General features: G+C 46.8%; 15 protein-coding genes and 1 rRNA gene. 10 read left to right on the top strand and 6 right to left on the bottom strand.

Going from position 1 to position 20,660, the window contains the following annotated elements:
* Nucleotides 1-80 precede the first annotated feature (80 nt).
* The 4 genes from rrf (at nt 81) to NE536_RS19030 (ending at nt 4,703) form a co-directional block, all read left to right on the top strand.
* Nucleotides 81-196: ribosomal RNA gene (rrf, locus tag NE536_RS19045) — 5S ribosomal RNA — on the top strand.
* Nucleotides 197-1,462: 1,266 nt separating this feature from the next.
* A complete protein-coding gene (locus tag NE536_RS19040; protein WP_131525257.1) occupies nt 1,463-1,729 on the top strand; it encodes an OadG family protein in 267 nt (88 codons plus the stop codon).
* A gap of 11 nt (nt 1,730-1,740) precedes the next feature.
* Entirely contained in the window at nt 1,741-3,564 is a 1,824-nt protein-coding gene (oadA, locus tag NE536_RS19035) for a sodium-extruding oxaloacetate decarboxylase subunit alpha (RefSeq protein WP_261273676.1), read from the top strand.
* Between the two features lie 8 nt (nt 3,565-3,572).
* Nucleotides 3,573-4,703 carry a sodium ion-translocating decarboxylase subunit beta gene (locus tag NE536_RS19030; RefSeq protein ID WP_261273675.1) on the top strand — a complete coding sequence of 377 codons (1,131 nt, stop codon included), beginning with the start codon at nt 3,573-3,575 and terminating at the stop codon, nt 4,701-4,703.
* A gap of 115 nt (nt 4,704-4,818) precedes the next feature.
* Here the strand turns inward: NE536_RS19030 and NE536_RS19025 are convergent, their stop codons facing one another.
* Both NE536_RS19025 and NE536_RS19020 read right to left on the bottom strand, forming a co-directional pair.
* Nucleotides 4,819-4,986, bottom strand: a complete 168-nt coding sequence (locus NE536_RS19025) for a hypothetical protein (RefSeq protein WP_172837312.1) — start codon at nt 4,984-4,986, stop codon at nt 4,819-4,821.
* 243 nt (nt 4,987-5,229) lie between these two features.
* A complete protein-coding gene (locus NE536_RS19020; protein WP_261273674.1) occupies nt 5,230-6,489 on the bottom strand; it encodes a dicarboxylate/amino acid:cation symporter in 1,260 nt (419 codons plus the stop codon).
* Nucleotides 6,490-6,781: 292 nt separating this feature from the next.
* On the opposite strand from NE536_RS19020, the gene NE536_RS19015 reads away from it, so the two are divergent.
* From NE536_RS19015 to NE536_RS18995, 5 genes are all read left to right on the top strand, one after another.
* Nucleotides 6,782-7,207, top strand: a complete 426-nt coding sequence (locus NE536_RS19015; protein WP_261273673.1) for a YqaA family protein — start codon at nt 6,782-6,784, stop codon at nt 7,205-7,207.
* A 197-nt stretch (nt 7,208-7,404) separates the two neighbouring features.
* Entirely contained in the window at nt 7,405-10,257 is a 2,853-nt protein-coding gene (locus tag NE536_RS19010) for a M16 family metallopeptidase (RefSeq protein WP_261273672.1), read from the top strand.
* Between the two features lie 184 nt (nt 10,258-10,441).
* Complete coding sequence (gene gshA / locus NE536_RS19005; RefSeq protein ID WP_261273671.1) at nt 10,442-12,091, top strand: glutamate--cysteine ligase; 1,650 nt, start codon at nt 10,442-10,444, stop codon at nt 12,089-12,091.
* Complete coding sequence (locus NE536_RS19000; RefSeq protein WP_006080606.1) at nt 12,088-12,552, top strand: hypothetical protein; 465 nt, start codon at nt 12,088-12,090, stop codon at nt 12,550-12,552. Before gshA ends, NE536_RS19000 begins: the two co-directional genes overlap by 4 nt.
* A gap of 165 nt (nt 12,553-12,717) precedes the next feature.
* The gene (locus NE536_RS18995; protein ID WP_267895641.1) at nt 12,718-13,335 is read left to right on the top strand and encodes a transglycosylase SLT domain-containing protein; all 618 of its coding nucleotides are present in this window, start codon (nt 12,718-12,720) and stop codon (nt 13,333-13,335) included.
* Nucleotides 13,336-13,487: 152 nt separating this feature from the next.
* Here NE536_RS18995 and NE536_RS18990 read toward each other — a convergent pair whose 3' ends face one another.
* The 4 genes from NE536_RS18990 to dauA form a co-directional block, all read right to left on the bottom strand.
* On the bottom strand, nt 13,488-14,741 hold the full coding sequence (locus NE536_RS18990) for a GGDEF domain-containing protein (protein WP_261273670.1): 1,254 nt from the start codon (nt 14,739-14,741) through the stop codon (nt 13,488-13,490).
* A gap of 163 nt (nt 14,742-14,904) precedes the next feature.
* The gene (purK, locus tag NE536_RS18985; RefSeq protein ID WP_259507366.1) at nt 14,905-16,008 is read right to left on the bottom strand and encodes a 5-(carboxyamino)imidazole ribonucleotide synthase; all 1,104 of its coding nucleotides are present in this window, start codon (nt 16,006-16,008) and stop codon (nt 14,905-14,907) included.
* Nucleotides 16,008-16,499 (bottom strand): 5-(carboxyamino)imidazole ribonucleotide mutase, encoded by a 492-nt coding sequence (gene purE / locus NE536_RS18980; protein WP_006084961.1) that lies wholly within the window; start codon nt 16,497-16,499, stop codon nt 16,008-16,010. The genes purK and purE overlap by 1 nt, the downstream gene beginning before the upstream one ends.
* A 269-nt stretch (nt 16,500-16,768) precedes the next feature.
* Nucleotides 16,769-18,532: a C4-dicarboxylic acid transporter DauA gene (dauA, locus tag NE536_RS18975; RefSeq protein ID WP_261273669.1), complete on the bottom strand. Its 1,764-nt coding sequence runs from the start codon at nt 18,530-18,532 to the stop codon at nt 16,769-16,771.
* Between the two features lie 231 nt (nt 18,533-18,763).
* Here dauA and NE536_RS18970 point away from each other — a divergent pair, with 231 nt between their 5' ends.
* Nucleotides 18,764-20,647 carry a vWA domain-containing protein gene (locus NE536_RS18970; RefSeq protein ID WP_261273668.1) on the top strand — a complete coding sequence of 628 codons (1,884 nt, stop codon included), beginning with the start codon at nt 18,764-18,766 and terminating at the stop codon, nt 20,645-20,647.
* Nucleotides 20,648-20,660: the final 13 nt, after the last annotated feature.

Below are 20,660 nucleotides of genomic sequence, written 5' to 3'. Positions count from 1 at the left end.
TGAACTCAAACAAAGCAAATCAGCTTTCCGAATTATTATTAACGTGGTCCAGAGATGGACACGGTAATAAACAGAATTTGCTTGGTGACAATAGCCTTGTGGAACCACCTGATCCCATCCCGAACTCAGAAGTGAAACGCAAACGCGCCGATGGTAGTGTGGGGTCTCCCCATGTGAGAGTAGGTCATCGCCAAGCATCCAAATAAACATCAAAGCCCTAGCCTAAACCGCTAGGGCTTTGGTGTTTATACGCTTCGCGAAAACCTACCTCGATGTCGGTCAATAAATGTTCCTCCAATATTGACACTTCCACTACCATGGCGGTCGCCCGCCGCTAAGCGGACTCCACGGCTACGAAGACAAGCTTCTTCGCGTTCAATCATGGCTAAATACTCCGTATTTATAGCGCTATGATTTCACCCCCATGTGAGAGTAGGTCATCGCCAAGCGTCTAATTATCTCATTGAGATGTAACCAAGCCAGCTGAATAGCTGGCTTTTTTGCGTCTGCAATTTGTAGAAATTAGTCCATTTTTCTTTCAACTTGCATGTTTCTCCGCTATTTTTACTCACCAACTCACCAACTCACCAACTCACCAACTCACCAACTCACCAACTCACCAACTCACCAACTCACCAACTCACCAACTCACCAACTCACCAACTTACTTGCCATTTTAATTACTGAGTTCCTTGTCGCTCTTAGGCTTCCTCATTTCGTTCTTGCCCTAGTCCTATTGCTTAATCCTGCGCATAACTAAGAGGCTAAGGTTTTCTGAGGTAATACTGTTACGCATCTCTCAAGGTAACTGTTCGATACACAGATCGTATTGTCGGGCACTTCTCGGCGTTGGTACCAAGGCGGATACTTAAGTTGTCAAAATGGATGATTTAATTTGTCTAGATTGAACCCATTCCTCTTCTTCAATCAATGCCTTCAGAACGACATTCCTTTTTATCTTCTCTCAGAATCAAATAGCAGTGACTTGGATTGTTAAATTTGCATATTTTTTCACTTGGTTTATTCCTATGCTCGTTGTTTTCAATTTAGGAATCATTTTTTAGCCTAAGACATCACTTCAGCTTAAATCCAACATTATGCTTGTTTCATTATGGAATATTGAATTAATCGCTAGATTTATGAGGATTAATAACTTGTTGCCTGTGGATTTACTTAATATTGGTAAGACCAATTTACACTTATATGGTTTTTTTGTTATCAATTGGTTATGTTATTAGCAGGTTGAGTTTAGCTGGCTTTCTTGTTGTGTGATTGGTTAGCTTTAAAATGTGATTTTTTATTCGATTTTTTTTCTGATTGGTGATTGCTATGTGTCTGTTTACGGAAGAACCATAGTTTATGAGCAGTTCATTTGATGAATTTTGAACTTGTAATGCGATAGCGATGATTTTTGGGCAATCGCGCTGTTGATAGGGATCTAGAGAGTAAGGGGTAGGGGGCTATGGAGGATGTAACGCAATCTTTATTGGATGCAGTTGGCATTATGTTTTTGGGGATGGGCTTAGTTTATTTATTTTTAAGTGTACTAATCCTTGGGATTCATTTGGTTGCGCGTTGGTGTGCAGTCGATGCTGCATCTGCACGTTTTGCTAAAAATCATGCTAAAAGTCAGCAGAGGGTAGCGCAATCTGATGCTAAACCTTTAGATCCAAGCTTGGTCGCTGCGATTTCACTAGCGGTAAAGCAGTATCGTTCACAGATTAAGTAATGGGGAGCAGTATGACTTTTGTATCTAATTCTACGACAGCAGTGGCTAAGCCATTATTTTTAACTGATGTCGTATTGCGGGACGCGCATCAATCCATTTTAGCGACGCGCTTACGCATTGATGACATGTTACCGATAGCGCCACTACTCGATAAAATCGGTTTCTGGTCATTGGAATCTTGGGGCGGGGCGACTTTTGATGCTTGTATTCGTTATCTTGGTGAAGATCCCTGGGACAGAATTCGTGAGTTGAAAAAGGCCATGCCAAATACGCCGCAACAAATGCTGCTGCGTGGCCAAAACTTATTAGGCTATCGCCATTATGCCGATGATTTAGTCATGCGTTTTGTTGATCGTGCCCATACCAATGGCGTCGATGTATTTCGTATTTTCGACGCAATGAATGATGTTCGTAATCTCGAAACTGCGGTGAAAGCGGTGCGCCAAGTTGGCGGCCATGCGCAGGGGACTATCTCATACACGACTAGCCCTGTGCATACCATAGAAACTTGGGTTGATATGGCAAAACGTCTCGAAGATATGGGATGTGATTCTTTGTGTATCAAAGATATGGCGGGCTTACTTAAGCCTATGGAAGCGTTTGAGCTTATCAGTCGACTAAAATCCCAAACGCAACTCGTGTTATCTATGCATTGCCATGCGACGACAGGATTAAGTACTGCCACTTACCAGAAAGCCATTGAAGCGGGTATCGATGTGCTTGATACGGCAATTTCGTCGATGAGCCAAACCTATGGACATACTGCTACTGAAACCGTAATCGCTATGGTAGAAGATACTGAGCGTGCCACGGGTTACGATATGGTGTTGCTTGAGGAAATTGCCGCTTACTTCCGTGACGTGCGCAAAAAGTACGCTAAGTTTGAAGGTGCCCTGAAAGGCATAGATTCGCGGATCTTACGTGCACAAGTGCCTGGTGGCATGCTGACCAATATGGAGAGCCAACTAAAGGAACAGGGCGCGGCCGATAAGATGGACTTGGTATTGGAAGAAATCCCCCGCGTACGTGCTGATTTAGGTTTCTTGCCGTTAGTGACGCCCACATCGCAGATTGTCGGCTCGCAGGCGGTAATCAATGTGCTAATGGGTGAGCGTTATAAGTCACTGACTAAAGAGACTGAAGGCGTGCTTAAGGGCGAATATGGCGCGACGCCTGCTCCTGTAGATGCCGCCTTGCAAGCCAGAGTCTTGCAAGGAGCTGAAGCTATTACATGTCGGCCTGCGGATTTATTAACGCCAGAACTGGCTAAGTTACGGCTTGAGTTAGCTGATAAAGCACAGGATCAAGGCATTCGCCTATCTTCAGAGCATGACGATGATGTGCTGACCTATGCACTCTTTCCACAAATAGGATTGCAGTTCTTAAAGAATCGTGACGATCCGAGCGCCTTTGAGCCTAAACCTGAATTGACTGCGGCACTTGCTACTAATGCTGCGGATCGTGGCCCTGAAACCTACACGGTAACAGTCGAAGGGCAAGAGTACGTAGTTGAAGTCGCCACAGGCGGGGAGATCTCGCAAATCCAGCCACAGGGTCAAAGTGTTCATGCCGTACAAGCTGCCACAGCGAGTTCAACGTCAACTGCGAGCCATGGAGAGATCCGGCTTGAGATGAGCGCGCCTCTGTCGGGCAACATCTTCAAAGTGCATGTTTCTCCAGGCGATAGAGTGTGTGAAGGCGATGTCGTGATCATCCTTGAGGCGATGAAGATGGAAACTGAAATTCGTGCTCAGGGCGATGGCATTATCGCTAAGCTCTGGGTGAAAGAAGGCGACTCAGTGTCTGTGGGTTCTCAATTACTGGCCTTGGCGTAGGAGTCATTATGGAAGGTTTAATGGCTTTTTGGGCCGAGACAGGTATTGCTCACTTTACTGGCGGGCAAGTGTTGATGATGGCTGTGGGCGCTTTGCTCTTGTATCTCGCCATAGTGCGTGGATTTGAGCCTTTGTTGTTGCTGCCCATTGGTTTTGGCGCAGTGCTGGCGAACATTCCCCATGCGGGATTTACCGAAGAAGGTGGCATGCTGTATTACGCCTATCATGTGGGGATTGAGACTGGGGTGTTCCCACTGTTGATCTTTATGGGCGTAGGCGCGCTGACCGACTTTAGTGCCTTGATTGCGAATCCTAAAACCCTATTGTTAGGGGCGGCGGCGCAGTTTGGGATTTTCGCGACACTAATTGGAGCGATAGCGCTGAATTTAGTGCCGGGCTTTGAGTTCACCATGAAGGACGCGGCGGCCATTGCGATTATTGGCGGTGCTGATGGGCCGACGGCGATTTTCCTCGCTTCCAAACTGGCGCCTGAGTTATTGGGGGCGATTGCGGTCGCGGCTTATTCCTACATGGCGTTAGTCCCGATTATTCAACCGCCGATCATGCGTTTACTGACAACCCAAGCCGAGCGCGAAATTAAAATGGAGCAGCTGCGGGACGTCAGTAAGAAGGAAAAGATCATTTTCCCTTTGATGGTGCTGGGATTAACAATTCTCTTCTTGCCTGCGGCCACGCCGTTAGTGGGCATGTTTTGCCTTGGTAACTTGATGCGTGAATCGGGGGGGGTGGATAGATTATCGAAAACGGCGCAGAACGAGCTTATCAATATCGTCACTATTTTCTTAGGGTTAGCAGTGGGTTCTAAGTTATCGGCCGATCAATTTCTGCGACTGGAAACCTTAGGGATTTTGGTGTTGGGTGCTTTGGCTTTTAGCGTTGGAACTGCCGCGGGTGTGTTGATGGCAAAGCTGATGTGCAAGCTGTCGGGTGGTAAAGTGAATCCGCTGATTGGCGCGGCAGGGGTGTCGGCTGTGCCTATGGCGGCGCGAGTCGTCAATAAAGTGGGGTTGGAAGCGAATCAACATAATTTCCTGCTGATGCATGCAATGGGGCCCAATGTGGCGGGTGTGTTAGGTTCGGCAGTCGCTGCGGGGATTTTACTTGCCGTTCTTGGGTAACGGATTGGGTTAATCACTGAGTTAACCGATTGGGGTTAACTGAGCTTTGAACATCTTCCAATTGTTAGTACAGTCTTAGCACTAAGGCCAACTCGATATTGAGTTGGCCTTTTTGCTAAGCCGTTAACCACATTAACGTGATGAGGATTAAAATCAGCCCGCCACTTATGCCGATAATGTAGATAAAACCTCGTCGGCCTTGTTTTAGCGTGAGTTTGTTGGCTTTTAAAAATAACGCCCAAAACAAACATAGGATCAGCGGGATAAGGAAGAGTCTCGTCATTGTCTGTTCTGCTAAAATGTGAGTTAGAGTGGCTTCAGAGTCTAACAGCTTGATCTTATTTGGGTAACCTATTTTACAGCCGATGAGGACCGTTGGAGTTGATTAGGGCTTTAAAGCCGACTGATTAAAGGCCGTTTGCTGGATAATAAAAAAGACCGCCTAAGCGGTCTCTTCATTTACATCATCTGCGTAATTTACCTAATGTTACTGGTGGTTTAGCGCAGTGGCTTCGATCCAGTATTGTTATTGCTGCGAACTCACAGGTGTAACTTCTTGGGTATCGTTCGAATAGAACTGCGCTTCATCGAGTTCATTTTCTGATTTACCAATCACGACTGCTGTCATCATATCGCCCGTCACGTTCGTTGCCGTGCGGATCATATCGATAATACGGTCAATCGCGGCGATAAAGGCAATGCCTTCAAGTGGCAGACCAATCACACCTAAGGTCACAGTTAACATCACCATTGCACTTCCTGGCACGCCAGCGGTACCAACAGAAGCGACAGTCGCAGTCACGGCAATCATTACATAGTCCAGTGTATCGAGCGGAATATTGTAAATCTGCGCGATGAAGATAGCGGCAATCGCAGGGTAAATCCCCCCACAGCCGTCCATGTTCATCGTCGCACCTAATGGCATCACAAAGGCGCTATAACGCTTTGATACGCCCATGGTTTCGACTGCACGTGTGCTCGCAGGTAAAGTACCGAAACTTGAAGAAGTACTAAAGGCGACTAACTGCGCTGGCATAGCTTTGCGGAAAAATTGCAGTGGGCTTAAACCACCGACAAATTTCACTAAGCCACCGTAAACAAAGATGATGTGGATAAAGGCGGCAATGTAGATAGCCCCGATAAACTTACCTAAAGGCAGTAGAGTTGATAAACCGTATTCACCGACAACCCAAGCCATTAAACCAAACACACCGATAGGAGTGAGTTTTAAGACCATGCGAGTCAGTTGGAACATGACTTCTGCGCCCGCTTCTATGGTGCGTTTTAGCGCCTCAGCTTTCTCGCCGACTTTATTGATAGCGATACCCACTAACGCGGCAAACACGATAATTTGCAGTACCTTGCCTTCAGCCAGTGAGGCGAAAGGATTGACTGGGATCATGTCGAGCAACACTTGTGCAAAACCAGGAATATTACGCTCGCGCACTTCCGTTGCCGTGAGCTGCATAGTGCCGCCCATGTCGATCATTGAACCTACGGCTAAGCCAATCAGCGAGGCAATCGTGCCTGTCAGCATGAACATACCTAAGGTTTTAAGGCTTAAGCGTTTTAGGCTAGTTTGCGAGCCGAGCGATGTGATACTGACGACAATGGCACAAAATACCAAAGGCGCGACCAACATCTTAATGGCGCCAATGAACAGATCACCGAGTGGTTTTAGCACTGTGGCGCTTTCACCTAAAATAACGCCAACGAGCGCACCTAAGATAAAGCCTGCTAAGACTTTTTGCCAAAACGGAATGCGGCTAATGGTTTGAAGAATCATGCATATTCCAGAAAAATAAATTAAGAGTGAGCCAATAGACCTGCGATGATAGGATTCGTACTCAATGAGTTGAGCGTGATGTTAACGCGCTCTCAGTCATGCGCATGGCCATTGATTGCCATAGTTAAACCATTGTATCGACAGAGCTAGGGTTATAACAAACCGTTTTTCTTATAACTTATTGTGATTAGTGAGCTTGTTGTAAAAAGATTAAGTGAAACATTCAATTAACCCATGACAAACCTTATCGCATTGAATACAAAAAGAGAGATTTATCATTGAGTAAGCCATTATGACTGAGTTAGGCATTATGTTCTCCGGCGCTTTTTTCGCGGCGACTTTGTTACCGGGGGGATCTGAAGTCTTACTCGTGGCGCTATTAAACAAAACTCCAGAGGCTTGGGTTGCGCTGGTCGTGGTGGCTAGCATTGGTAACACGTTGGGCGCGATGACCAGTTTCTATTTAGGCCGCTTAGGTCGCCTAGCAAAATCACCGGAAGCGTCAGCGACAGGTAAACACGCAAAGGGCCTCGCCTTGATTGAACGCTACGGCGTATGGGCGCTGTTGCTCTCATGGGCACCGGTTATCGGCGATATTCTCTGTTTATTGGCAGGTTGGCTGAGGTTAGCGTTAATCCCCTCTTTGGTGATGATTTTAATCGGAAAAACAATTCGTTACTTAATTGTTGCCGCTGCCGTGCTGCAATGGATGGCATGATGGCGTTAGGATGCATTTAATGGTCAAGGGCGGGTAGTGTTTTTCCGTTTAGACTGAATTTACTGTATAGATAGGAACTTAGTGTCAATTTTGCGAGTCATAAATCCCAATGCTTAATCATTTAAGCGCACTATTACGCTACACAGCGATGAATATACGCAGCACTATGATTATGAAGCTGTATTTTTGACCCATTGATGTATGAGGGGAATGTTTTGAAGAAATGGATATTAGCGGTCGCAATTTCTGCCGCACTCGCGGGCTGTGCATCTGAAACGACTACGGCGAGCTTGCCCGCAGGCGTTAAACTTATCGAAAATGTGCAACTGGCCGATTCGCAAGTAGGGATCCCCTACAAAAAGTACCAATTAGCCAATGGGTTAACGGTTATTTTGCATCAAGATGATTCCGATCCTTTAGTGCATGTCGATGTGACTTATCATGTGGGATCTGCCCGTGAATTGGCTGGCCGTTCGGGTTTTGCGCATTTATTTGAACACATGATGTTCCAAGGCTCGCAGCACGTCGCCGATGAACAACATTTTGAAGTGGTTACCGAAGCTGGCGGCACCTTAAACGGCACGACCAATACCGACAGAACCAACTACTTTGAAACCGTGCCCAGCAATCAATTAGAAAAAATGCTGTGGCTTGAGTCGGACCGTATGGGCTTTTTATTGCCGGCACTCACCAGTGAAAAATTTGAAGTGCAGCGCGAGACAGTGAAAAACGAGCGTGCGCAACGTATCGACAATCAGCCCTATGGCCGCATGAGTGAGCGTTTTAGCCAAGCCATGTATCCTGTCGGTCATCCTTATTCTTGGCCTGTGATTGGCTGGCCGGACGATCTTAATCGCGCCACAGTTGATGATGTTAAACACTTTTTCCAACGTTGGTATGGGCCTAACAATGCAACCTTGACCATAGGTGGCGATTTCGATGAAATGCAGACCTTAGCCTGGGTGAACAAATATTTTGGTGAAATCCCCCGTGGCCCTGAAGTCTCGTTAGAGCAAAAGGCGCTGGTTAACTTAGATAAAACGCGTTACATCTCCATGGAAGATCAAGTGCATCTGCCTTTGATCCGTATTGGTTTTCCAACCGTATACGCAAGGCATCCTGATGAAGCTGCGCTCGATCTGTTAGCCAATATTTTAGGCGGCGGCAAAACATCCTTGTTATATAAAAACTTGGTGAAGGATGGTTATGCCGTGCAGGCCAATGTCAGCCACCCTTGCCAAGAGCTGGCGTGTCAGATGTCGATTTATGCTTTAGCTAATCCTGAAAAGGGTGGCAAACTGGCGGATCTGGAACAACGTATCCTCGACTCGATTAATGAGTTTGAGCAACGTGGCGTTACCGATGATGATCTGCAAAAAGTTAAAGTGCAGTTTGAGGCCGATACCATTTACAGCCTGCAAAGTGTTTCTGGCAAAGTGTCTGCCTTAGCGATGAACCAAACGCTGTCGGGCAATCCGAACATGATAGCTTCAGATTTGAGTCGTTATGCCAATGTGACCAAAGACGATGTGATGCGCGTGTTCAAGCAATACATTAAAAATAAGCCTATGGTAGTGATGAGTGTGGTGCCGCAGGGTATGACGTCACTTATCGCCCATGCCGATAACTTCACGCCCGCGACCTTGCCCATTGCGCAAACGGCGGTTGAAGGGGATTTGCCAAAGCCTGAACTTGTTTCAAGTTTTGATCGGACTAAGATGCCCGCATCTGGCGCTGCACCTGTGTTAAAGGTTCCGACAATATGGACAAAAACCTTAGCCAATGGCATAGAGGTCATGGGCACGCAAAGCACTGAAACGCCAACGGTTGAGCTGATTGTGTACCTTAATGGCGGCCATAGACTGGTACCGGTTGAAAAAGCGGGCTTAGCGACGCTGACCGCAGAAATGCTTAATGAGTCGAGCCAGAAACGCAGCAGTGAAGCGCTTTCGCAAGCGTTAGAAATGCTCGGCAGTTCAGTCGACTTTAGTGCCTCTGAATATCAAAGTGCGATCAAAATATCGACGCTGACAGCGCATTTAGATGAGACGCTGGCGATTATGGAAGAAAAGCTCTTCCAGCCAGCCTTCAACGAAGCGGACTTTACCCGAGTAAAGCAGCAGCAGTTACAGCAGATCCAGCATATGCAGTCCGATCCTAGCTTCCTAGCTGATACGGCGTTGTCGTCTTTGTTATACGGTAAAGACAATGCTTTAGGCGTGAATGACATAGGTACGCTCGATTCAGTAGCTGCGCTTACGTTAGCCGATGTAAAAGCGTTTTATGCCCAGCAGTATCAAGGCGGTAACGCTAAAATCGTCACAGTCGCCAATTTACCCGAATCTGTGTTGTTGCCTAAGTTAGCGGGATTGAGTCAGTGGCAAGGGGCCGCAGTTGTGGTGCCGCCACTTAAGCCATTCCCTGCATTAAAAGGCGGTACGATATATCTGATTGATAAACCTGGCGCGGCGCAATCGGTGATCAATATCGCCAAGCGCGCGTTGCCCTATGATGCCACAGGCGATTACTTTAAATCTTACCTGATGAACTACCCGCTAGGCGGCGCATTCAATAGTCGTATTAACCTGAATTTACGTGAGAATAAAGGTTATACCTATGGTGCTCGTACCAGTTTTGCAGGCGGTGCTGAAGTCGGTGATTTTGTCGCATCAAGTAACGTTCGCAGTGACGTCACGGCGAAAGCACTCACTGAGTTTGTAAAAGAAATCAGTGCGTACCAGCAAAAGGGTATGACGGATACTGAACTTGCCTTTATGCGAAATTCAGTCTCCCAAGGCCAAGCACTTGATTATGAAACGCCGTATCAAAAAGCGGGCTTTATGCGCATGATCCAACGTTACCAATTGAGCCAAGATTTTACGACTCAACAGGACAAGATCATTAATACTGTAACAAAAGGTGAACTCAATGCCCTCGCGGCTTCCGATCTAGATATCAATAAAATGGTGATTCTAGTGGTGGGAGATAAAGCAAAAATCGAAGCAGATTTAGCGGCGTTAGGCTATCCAATTGAAACTTTAGTATTGTAAATTGGTATTTCGCCCTTATATAGGTGAGAGACGTGTACGTTAATTAACGACTATTCGTCACATATTTACCGGATTTACATCGAAAGACGGTGACAGCATTAGCTGTCACCGTCTGCTTTTAACAGTACAAGTTGTGAATTTGGCTTGCCCCACAGACAGGTTTAGATTTATTTTGAGGCGTATTTTGCAAGATAAGCCTCAAAATAAAGGTCTGACTGTTAACCTTGTCGCGATAGCGAATCACCAATTAGAGAAGCGCAAATTGAAGTCATTCAATGAATTAGTACAACATCTCTCGGACGCCCATGGGCGCACCGCACTCTTGGGTATGTTACGTGGCATAGAGCGTGAGGCGTTGCGGATTGATGAGTCGGGTTATCTCGCCACCGATTCGCATCCTGAAGCCTTAGGCTCAGCGTTAATGCATTCGCGTATTACGACGGATTACAGTGAGGCCTTGCTCGAGTTTATTACTCCGGTACATAACAATGTTGAGCAATTGCTAAACGGATTAACTGAAACCCACGCCTTCAGCGTGCGCCATTTACATGGCCAGCGCCTGTGGCCGGTGAGCATGCCTTGTTATGTGAAGGACGAAAAACAGATCCCCGTTGCCCGTTATGGTTCATCAAATACCGGTATGATGAAAACCTTATATCGAAAGGGCTTAACCTATCGTTACGGCGCCTTGATGCAGATTATTTCTGGGGTGCACTTTAACTTTTCGGTATCGCAAGAGTTATGGCAAAGCCTGTACGAATTGAGCGATAAGCAGTTAAGTTACGATGATTTTATTTCTGAATCCTATTTTGGCTTGATTCGTAACTACCGCCGTTTAGTCTGGGTGCTACCTTATTTATTTGGTGCCTCACCGGCATTATGTAGCTCTTTCATTAAAGATCAAAAAACCGACCTTAAGTTTGAAAAAACGGGCCACGGTACTTTGTATCTACCCTTTGCGACTTCGTTGCGTATGAGCGATTTAGGTTACACCAACAAAGAGCAAGAAGAGCTGAATATCAGCTATAACTCTTTGCCTGAGTATCTGTCTGGCGTGAATGCGGCCATCAAAATGCCTTCGGCAAACTTTGCCAATATCGGCGTTAAAGTCGATGGTGAGTATCGTCAGCTCAATGCCAACGTATTGCAGATTGAAAACGAGTTCTACTCGCCAATTCGTGCCAAACGGGTGACGCGCAGTGGCGAGAAGCCGTCAGAAGCCTTAGCCCGTGCAGGGGTGGAATACATTGAAGTGCGTGCTTTAGATGTTAATCCATTTAGCCCGATTGGTATTGAGGCGACCCAAGTGCGTTTCCTCGATTTATTCCTACTCTATTGTTTATTAACGGAGTCGCCTAAGTCTGATGCTAGCGAAGAGGCGAGATTAAGCGCGAATCTTAAAGCTGTAGTGCTTGAGGGTCGTAAACCTGGGCTTGAGTTACTCACCGCTGACGGTTCACGTTTGCTTAAATCTTGGTTAGAAGAGTTGTTTGATGCCTTGCAACCTTTGGCGGTATTGCTCGATGGTGAGGCGACGGATTATCAAGTGGCGTTAGCCCATTGGCGTAAAGCGGTTGAAGATCCTAACTTGACTCTGTCGGGACAAGTGCTGCAAAACGTGATCAACAAAGGCCAAGATCATGGCCAGTGGGTGATGACCTTGGCGCAGCAATACTATCAATTCTTTGTCGATTATCCCTTGTCGATCGAGACCATAGCGCAGTATCAAGCAGAGGCATCCAGCTCGCTTAACAAGCAGGCCGAGCTAGAAGCAGCGCAGCGTTCAGTTTCGTTTGATGATTATCTGGAAGATTACTTTGGAGCTCAGTCGTGAAAGAGGGCTTATTCTCTTTCACTCGCTTGCGTATCAGCGCAGCTTTGATTGGGGCCAGTGCCTTATTATCAGGCTGCGCCGCTTCACCAGAAGATCCACTGGGCTGTGGCACTGTGTCGGGTTATTTGCAGCCTGATGCCAGTACTCACTGGTATCGCGTCGTTGTGACCCATTTAAACGGTCAGGCAGTGGTCTCTAAACCCAATTATCAGCTAGCGCCCGGCGAGTATGAGTTTACCGTCGCGGAGCTGATTGATGATCCTAGCTTGTCGGTCACGCTTGCCGCACGAACGCCTAAGGTATTTAAGCTCAATGTTGAGAGCCATCAGCGTTATCATATCGGTGCGCTATTCCACACCGATAAGCGTTATATGGGCAAAGACACGGGATATTGGGAACCGGGCGTATGGCAGCAAGAAGAGCATGAGTGTCAGTTTGAGCTGAGTCCCGAAACGAAATAGCCAAAGCGTTTAGCTCAAGTGGTAAGCCAGCAACATTCGATTTAAGTTAGATTGATTCCCCCTAGCGCTTAGATCTTCTAAGCGCAAAAAAGGCTTTTTATGCTTGCTTCAGACTGAGTCTATGACATCATGGAGCCAGCTAACTCTCCAAAGAATATGATATTAATGAATAAACCCTCCGCTATCTTACTCTGCGCAAGTCTCGGCATCTTGTCTGGTTGCGCGACGTCTCCGCCTAAGTCTCCCGAAAATTTATGTGAGATATTTCAAGAACACCGAGATTGGTATGATGCAGCTAAAGACGCTCGTGACAAATGGGGCGTGCCAGTGCATGTGCCGTTGGCGATGATGTATCAAGAGAGTTCATTCAAGCACAATGCCGCGCCACCGATGGAATACTTTTTAGGATTTATCCCTATTGGCCGTGCCAGCGATGCCTATGGTTATGCGCAGGCTAAGACCATGACGTGGGATGATTATGTGCGTGAGACGGGCAACAGTTGGTCGAGCCGTAGTGATTTCGATGATGCTATGGATTTTATGGGCTGGTTTATCAGTAAAACCCATAAGATTAATGGCGTGTCTAAATGGGATGCGCGGGCCCAGTATCTAAATTATCACGAAGGCTGGGGCGGTTATCGCCGTGGCAGTTACAAGTCTAAGGCGTGGTTAGTGAAAGTAGCGAACAAGGTGGATGCGCGATCTAAACGTTACGCGGCGCAATATAAAACCTGCCAAAAAGATTTGGATTCATCTTGGCTGTGGCGTTTATTCTTTGGTTAGGGTTTAGTAAGAGCTTAGCTAGAGTCTAGTTTGATCACATAGTCAGCCATTTGAATGAGCGTCTATGGTTGACTGTAGGTGTTCAACTTCGATATTCAACTCAAAGACTGACTTTTGCTATTGACCTTTAATAGCGCCTGACTTCAATCGACTTATTGTGCTTTCACCGCGAAAGTTTCTAATGCTTTAATGGCTTTCTTCTTCGCGCGCTTTTGCTCATACATGGCATGATCGGCAGTCTTAAAGGATTGATACCAATCGGTTTCGAATGGAGCAATCCCAAAACTAAAACCTAGGCTAAGCTCCGAGCCTTGATTTAAGGTTTGGCGCATTTTATCTAAGTCTTGCTCGATTTGGGTTAGCGGCCCATGGCATAGCGCGACAAATTCATCGCCACCAAAACGGGAAATAATGCCTTTGTTTTGCCAATAGGTCAGTATGGCAGTGGCCGTGCGCTTAATGGCAATATCACCAGTCTGGTGCCCATAGGCATCATTAATGGCCTTGAGATTATCCATATCGATAATAATCAAAAAGCTGCCAAGGTGAGGTTTGTGCTGCCAGTGGTGCAGTTCATCTTCAAAATTCTTACGATTATAAAGCCCTGTGAGGGGATCGAAATTTGCGAGTTTAGTGATCTGCTGTGACTTCTGATAGAGCGCAATGGCATTACTGGCTTCGTGGGTCAGGATAGAGACAAGGTTGCGGTCGTAATCGCTAAAGGCGCCTAGGCTACTGCTGTCGAGATTGAGCATGCCATAGAGCTTGCCATCGATTCGGATAGGGCTAGACAGTGTTGAGCGTATCGGCTGCTTCGACACTGTGAGTAACACTCTTTGATCATCTTCAGTTAAGGTGCTGGCAGCATTGATATTTTTCATATCATTGATGACCACGACCTGATCGCATCTCCCCTTAGTGAGCCGATATTCAAAGGTTTGCTCTAAGGTAAAATCCAGTTGTCTGAGTTTTGCTAAATCGAGCCCCACCACAGATTCGAAATGCAGTTTGTTATTAGCCTCGTTGACTTTAATGATGCTGCCCATTTCGGCACCATTAATCACGTATACGGCTTTGTTGAGTAAGGCGTCGAGAAAGGCATGCTCATTTTTATAATGGCTTGAGAGGTGCGCGAGCTCGTAAATGGCATCATTGATGGTGACTACTTGCTCTAAATGCTCCCACAGTCGAGTTAAACGACCTTGATGCAAATAGTAAATCAGGCTGTAGGCAAAAATGTAAATGATGCAAACAAACAGTAATGGCAGAATAGTCCAACCTTCTGTGGGTGCATTAAAGATAAATAGCAGGACGAATAGACATATCGGCACGATGAGCAATAGCAGATGATAGCGATAATCTAAGCGATCTATGGTCTTACGTTTGAAATTATCCCTTAATTTCACTCGAGTATTCCTTTATCCGTGTCATTGCTAGCCACAATTGAATGCTATACATCACTAACGTATCCACACTGAGTTCTGTTAAGTATATAACGAAAATTGAAATATAAACTGATATGAAACTGCGAACAATTTCATATCAGCGATTTTGGTACTAAATACTGAATTAACGCGAATTTTCTGCGTATTCTGCCAATATCCAGGCTAAAGGAGCTTGGTATTGGATGGGCATCCACTTTTGCAGTGCGGCTATGCTCTGGTTGAGCACAGTTTGGTTGGGCACTGATAGGTTCAAATGGCCAACTTTACGACCAGGGCGCACTTCTTTGTTGTACCAGTACAACTCAGCATTAGGCAAACTTAACCAGCGTGGATCATTATCGATACCGATAAGATTGACCATAACACACTGAAAATTCACTTGTGGCTGTGGGATCGCAATTCCGCAAAGTGCGCGCAAATGCAGCTGGAATTGATCCATATGGGTTCCGGCTTGAGTCCAATGGCCTGAGTTGTGCACTCGCGGTGCCAGTTCATTCACCAATAACTCATCGCCAACACGGAAACATTCCATCGCCATCACGCCAACGTATTCAAGCTCATGCATAATGGCGCTGAGCATAGCTTCGGCTTGGGCTTGCAAAGGACTTAAGCGTGCCAGTGGCGAAATCGACGCCATTAAAATGCCATCTTGATGTAAGTTCAGCGTCAGCGGATAAAACACGCATTCGCCTTCGCGAGTACGTACGCCAACTAATGACACTTCTTCATCAAAATTAATCGCTTGCTCAGCAATTGCAAGGTTACGCCAATCGTTTGGAATATCCCCCGCTTCGGCTTGTTTAAGCCAATGTTGACCCTTACCGTCATAACCACCGGTACGGCGTTTCATCAAGACTCTTGGGCCATAGTGCTGATACAGGGTATCGACTTGGGTGTTATCGTCGACCAAGGTCCAAGGCGCTGTGGGAACACTGAGCTGGTCGAGTAGACTTTTTTGGCTAAAACGGTCGGCTAAACGGCTAAATACCGGACCATTAACAAAATGGGGGTGTGAGCTGAGTTGTAAGCTAAGGGCGGATTCAGGCCACTGTTCGCGCTCGGCGGTAATAATGTCGTGAGGCGCGAGTGGCAGGATGTCATCCGTAGGCGTCATGATATCAACGGCGTTAACTTCAATCGCTAATGGCTCACCAGCGTGGGTCAACATGGCGCCGAGCTGACCATTACCTAATACCCAAACCTTAGGTTTAGTGTTTGTCTGGGTCATTAAACTTCCCTCGGATCTGGATTGTCCAGTACCGCACGGGTCTGTTCTTCTCTGAAAGCGTCAACACGAGCCGCTAATTCTGCATCGTTATTTGCAAGGATTTGGCAGGCCAATAATCCCGCATTGAATGCGCCCGCAGTGCCTATGGCTAAGGTGCCGACGGCAATGCCTTTTGGCATTTGAACGATAGATAATAAGCTATCCATACCTGACAGGGCTTTACTTTGGACTGGGACACCTAATACGGGTAAGCGAGTTTTAGAGGCAATCATACCGGGTAAGTGCGCAGCACCACCGGCGCCACCAATGATGATTTTAAAACCACGATCGGCGGCAGAGGCTGCAAACTCCATGAGTTTATCTGGCGTTCTATGGGCGGAAACCACTTCAACATGATAAGGCACTTGCAGTTTATCCATTATCTCAGCGGCGGCTTCCATCGTGGGCCAATCACTTTTAGAACCCATAACAACAGCAACAAGGGCTTGCATGATAACTCCTTAACTCACTAATTTTAATTATATTTTGACCTTGTTTCAGGTCTAGGTACAGTTGATGCTTGTCTAGCCGTCATCGGTAGCTAGCATCATGGCGCAGAATAATACCATGATCCTAGCGATTTCTGCCCGTTTTTGCGTGTGAAAAAATGTCTGTCGCGGCGATGAATAGGTGAGGTGATGGAGCAATAAAAAAGACCAACACTGAGGTTGGCCTTTGAGATAAGTCAGCAGCATTAAGCCGCTGAGATTGCGCTGCTGGTTTACTGTGTCTGCTTATCCGCAGTGATTTCTGTTTGCTGAGTGATAATTGGCGCTTCGGCCATGGCCTCTCGTAGGGTCGAGTAAAACTTCAACACGCCCTCAATCGGCTGGATCTTGGCTCTTGCCAGTGTTCGAATGGGCTGGAACTGTAGATCGGCAATAATGAGCTTAGTTTTATTCGCTTTGCATTTTTCAATCAGTTTTGTCAGCGCGGCTAAGCCACCGGCATCCAAAATCGAGACCCCATCGAGATACAGCACTATCACTTGTTTATCTTCGGTGAGACTGGCGATTTCGGAGAAAATGCGATCGGCAGCGGCAAAGAAGAGTGGCCCGTTAATTTTGAGAACAGCCCAATCGGCAGGTAGCTCTTGATCCACATAACGCTTGTTGGTGCTGATATCGTAAAGCTTTGTCATCTCGGCAATTTCTTTCATAAACAGTAAAGCTGCAAGGATAATTCCTACACTGATGGCGATCACCATGTCGAAAATAACCGTTAATGAAAAACAACTGACAAAAACCATGATATCGCTGGTGGGCGCAGTTTTAATTAAATGTAGTGCCTTGTGGGCTTCACTCATGTTCCAAGCCACAACAAGTAGCAGGGCTGCCATGGCTGACATGGGCAAATAAGCTAATACGCCCGCTAAGGCGACTAAACCAATTAAGACTACTATAGCGTGGATCATGGCCGCTATCGGGCTCTGAGCGCCCGCTTTGACGTTTGCCGCGCTACGGGCAATTGCTGCAGTGGCCGGAATACCACCAAAAAACGGCGTGATGATATTACCTATACCTTGGCCTAGTAATTCACTGTTGGCACTGTGGCGTTTACCTGTCATGCCATCGAGCACCACTGCACACAGTAGCGATTCAATTGCGCCTAACATGGCAATGGCAAAGGCGGCTGGTAATAAGGCTTGAAAGGTCGCGAGATTAAACTGAAAGGCTTGGCCATTCGCGCCAGCTTGCAGCCAAGGCCATTCGAAACTGGGTAATACGGCAGGAATTCCCATGCCTGTGGTGCCATCGCTCAGTTGGTAGTGGAAACGAGTGCCTATGGTTTCTATATCAGCGCCCATGGCATTGAGCACCAAGGCGAGGATAGTGCCGAGTATGATTGCCGGAAGGTGCGCTGGAACAGGTGTTTTGAGTTTAGGCCAAAGTAGCATAGTCGCTAGGGTGGCGCTTGCAACCAGTAAGCTAGGCAAATGGACCGAAGCTAGCGCTTGGGCTAATGCCATTAGCTTGGCTAGATATTGCTCCGGCATATGGGCAATTTCGAGCCCGAAAAAGTCCTTTAACTGCAAGGTGGCAATGACTACGCCAATCCCTGCGGTAAAACCTAAGGTGACGGATTCTGGAATATACAGAATCAACCGGCCAAGGCGCAGCGTCGCCATGCCGACGAGTATCATTCCCGACATCACAGTTGCGATTAATAATCCTGCTAAACCAAACTGTTGGGCTATGGGGTAGAGCAATACCACAAATGCCGCTGTCGGGCCGGACACGCTGTAACGTGAGCCGCCAGACATGGCGATAATAAAGCCACCGACAATGGCGGTATACAAGCCGTATTGAGGCGCAACACCACTGGCAATGGCTAATGCCATCGCTAATGGAATTGCAATAATACCCACAGTGAGGCCGGCAAGAAGATCTTGCCCAAAACGTTTAAACGAATACTTATCCTTCACGCAAGCTTCTGTGAGTGCGTGGGCGATCCTTAGGGAAAATAAATGAGCTGAGTGTGACACGAGAGGGTCCCATAGCTAGGCTAGCAACAAGCTTCTATTTTAGTGGCCAGATTGAAGGTGCAGTGTGATCTTGCCAGCAAAAGCGATTGAAAATACTTTGTTTTGTATAAATAGTGTGCTTGAGACGGTTTAATTCTCATTTAAGTATGTTTTGCAAAATATCGAGATGTTTTAACCCTTTTGCTAATGCGGGCCGTTTACAGCTTTAGGTCAACATCAAAGGCATTCCACATGAAAACAAAATATTCCCCAAAAACCGTTTCAGTTTCCGATCCAACTCTCTACCTGCAACGGGGAAACGGTATCCCATCTGCGACCAATATGGCTGCTCTATTACTGGTCGCAGTGAGTTTAACGGCCTGTGGCGGTAAAGGCGCCGAGGTTGAACATCGACAAGCCAAGCAGCAAGCTGAGCAACGTCATCAAGAAGCGTCGCAGCGCCAAGCTGAAATGCGTGATGCCGCTAAGGTTGAGATGGCGAGAGTTGCGGCGCCGATGCAAATGTCTAGCAATGGGGCAGTGATGGGAATGAGCATAGCGCCAATGCCGCGTGATTATGCCGCGATTCCGTTAGCGCAAAATAAATTCGAGCAGCAAGTGCAAAATGGCATCATGGTGGCAGGGGAGATCCCAGTATCGACTTTTTCCATCGATGTTGATACTGGCAGTTATGCCACCTTAAGGCGGATGCTAAGGGAAGGGCGCTTACCCGAGAAAGGCACTGTCAGAGTTGAGGAAATGCTCAATTATTTTGCCTACGATTATCCCTTACCCGCTAAAAACTCGGCACCGTTTAGCGTGACGACAGAGCTTGCTCCCTCACCCTATAACGATGACATGATGCTGCTGCGGATTGGCCTTAAAGGTTATGACTTACCTAAATCTCAATTAGGCGCGAGTAACTTAGTCTTTTTGCTCGACGTGTCAGGCTCTATGGCGTCAGCGGATAAATTGCCTTTACTGCAAACGGCGTTAAAGCTGCTAACAGCGCAATTAAGTGCGCAGGATAAAGTCTCTATTGTGGTTTATGCTGGGGCCGCTGGTGTGGTGCTCGATGGCGCGTCGGGGAACGACACTCAAACCTTGACCTATGCGTTAGAGCAATTGAGCGCAGGAGGTTCAACCAATGGTGGGCAAGGGATCACGCAAGCCTATCAATTGGCCAAAAAGCATTTTATCCCTAATGGCATAAATCGAGTTATCCTTGCGACCGATGGCGATTTTAATGTTGGCGTGACAGATTTTGATGATTTGATTGCCTTGATTGAAAAGGAAAAAGATCATGGCATTGGCCTGACAACCTTAGGGTTTGGCTTGGGCAATTATAACGATCAACTGATGGAGCAATTGGCGGACAAGGGCAATGGCAACTATGCCTATATTGATACGCTCAATGAAGCGCGAAAAGTGCTGGTGGACGAGTTGAGTTCGACTTTGTTCACTATCGCCAAAGATGTGAAAGTGCAGGTGGAGTTTAATCCAGCCTTAGTCTCTGAATACCGTTTGATTGGCTATGAGAATCGCGCCTTAGCACGGGAAGATTTTAATAACGATAAGGTGGATGCGGGCGAGATTGGCGCGGGTCATACAGTAACGGCCTTGTACGAATTAAGGTACGTTGAAGCCGGGAATAGGATGAATGATAAACTCAGATATGGCGTTGATGCTCAAACGGGGCAAGAGAAATACAGCCGTGAAGAAATTGCTTTTCTTAAACTGAGATATAAGTTGCCCGCGCAAACGCAGAGCCAGTTACTGAGTTATCCCATTAGGTTAGATCAAAGCGTTAAACAGCTCGAGCAAGCATGTGATGATTTTAGATTTGCCGCCGCGGTTGCAGGGTTAGGGCAATTACTGAATGGCAGTCACTATCTACATCAATTTGATTATACTAAGTTAAGCTTACTCGCACGTTCAGCATTAGGGGATGATCCCTTTGGTTATCGTCATGAGTTTGTGCAGTTAATGGAAACCGCAGCGGCGATAGAGCAATCTAATCAGCTGCCAATTAAGGACACATTCGATGGCTCGGATAAACCTTTTCCTCCCCAAGATAAACTCCATGGCGAGCCAATGAGAGATAAGAGCAATCCGCGCAATGAGAGATTACAATAGTAAAAGTGAATAC

The sequence above is a fragment of the Shewanella septentrionalis genome, assembly GCF_025370265.1.
GTDB lineage: Bacteria > Pseudomonadota > Gammaproteobacteria > Enterobacterales > Shewanellaceae > Shewanella > Shewanella hafniensis.
Note: the sequence above shows the minus strand (reverse complement) of the source record. Positions and strands in the feature narration are given on the sequence as shown.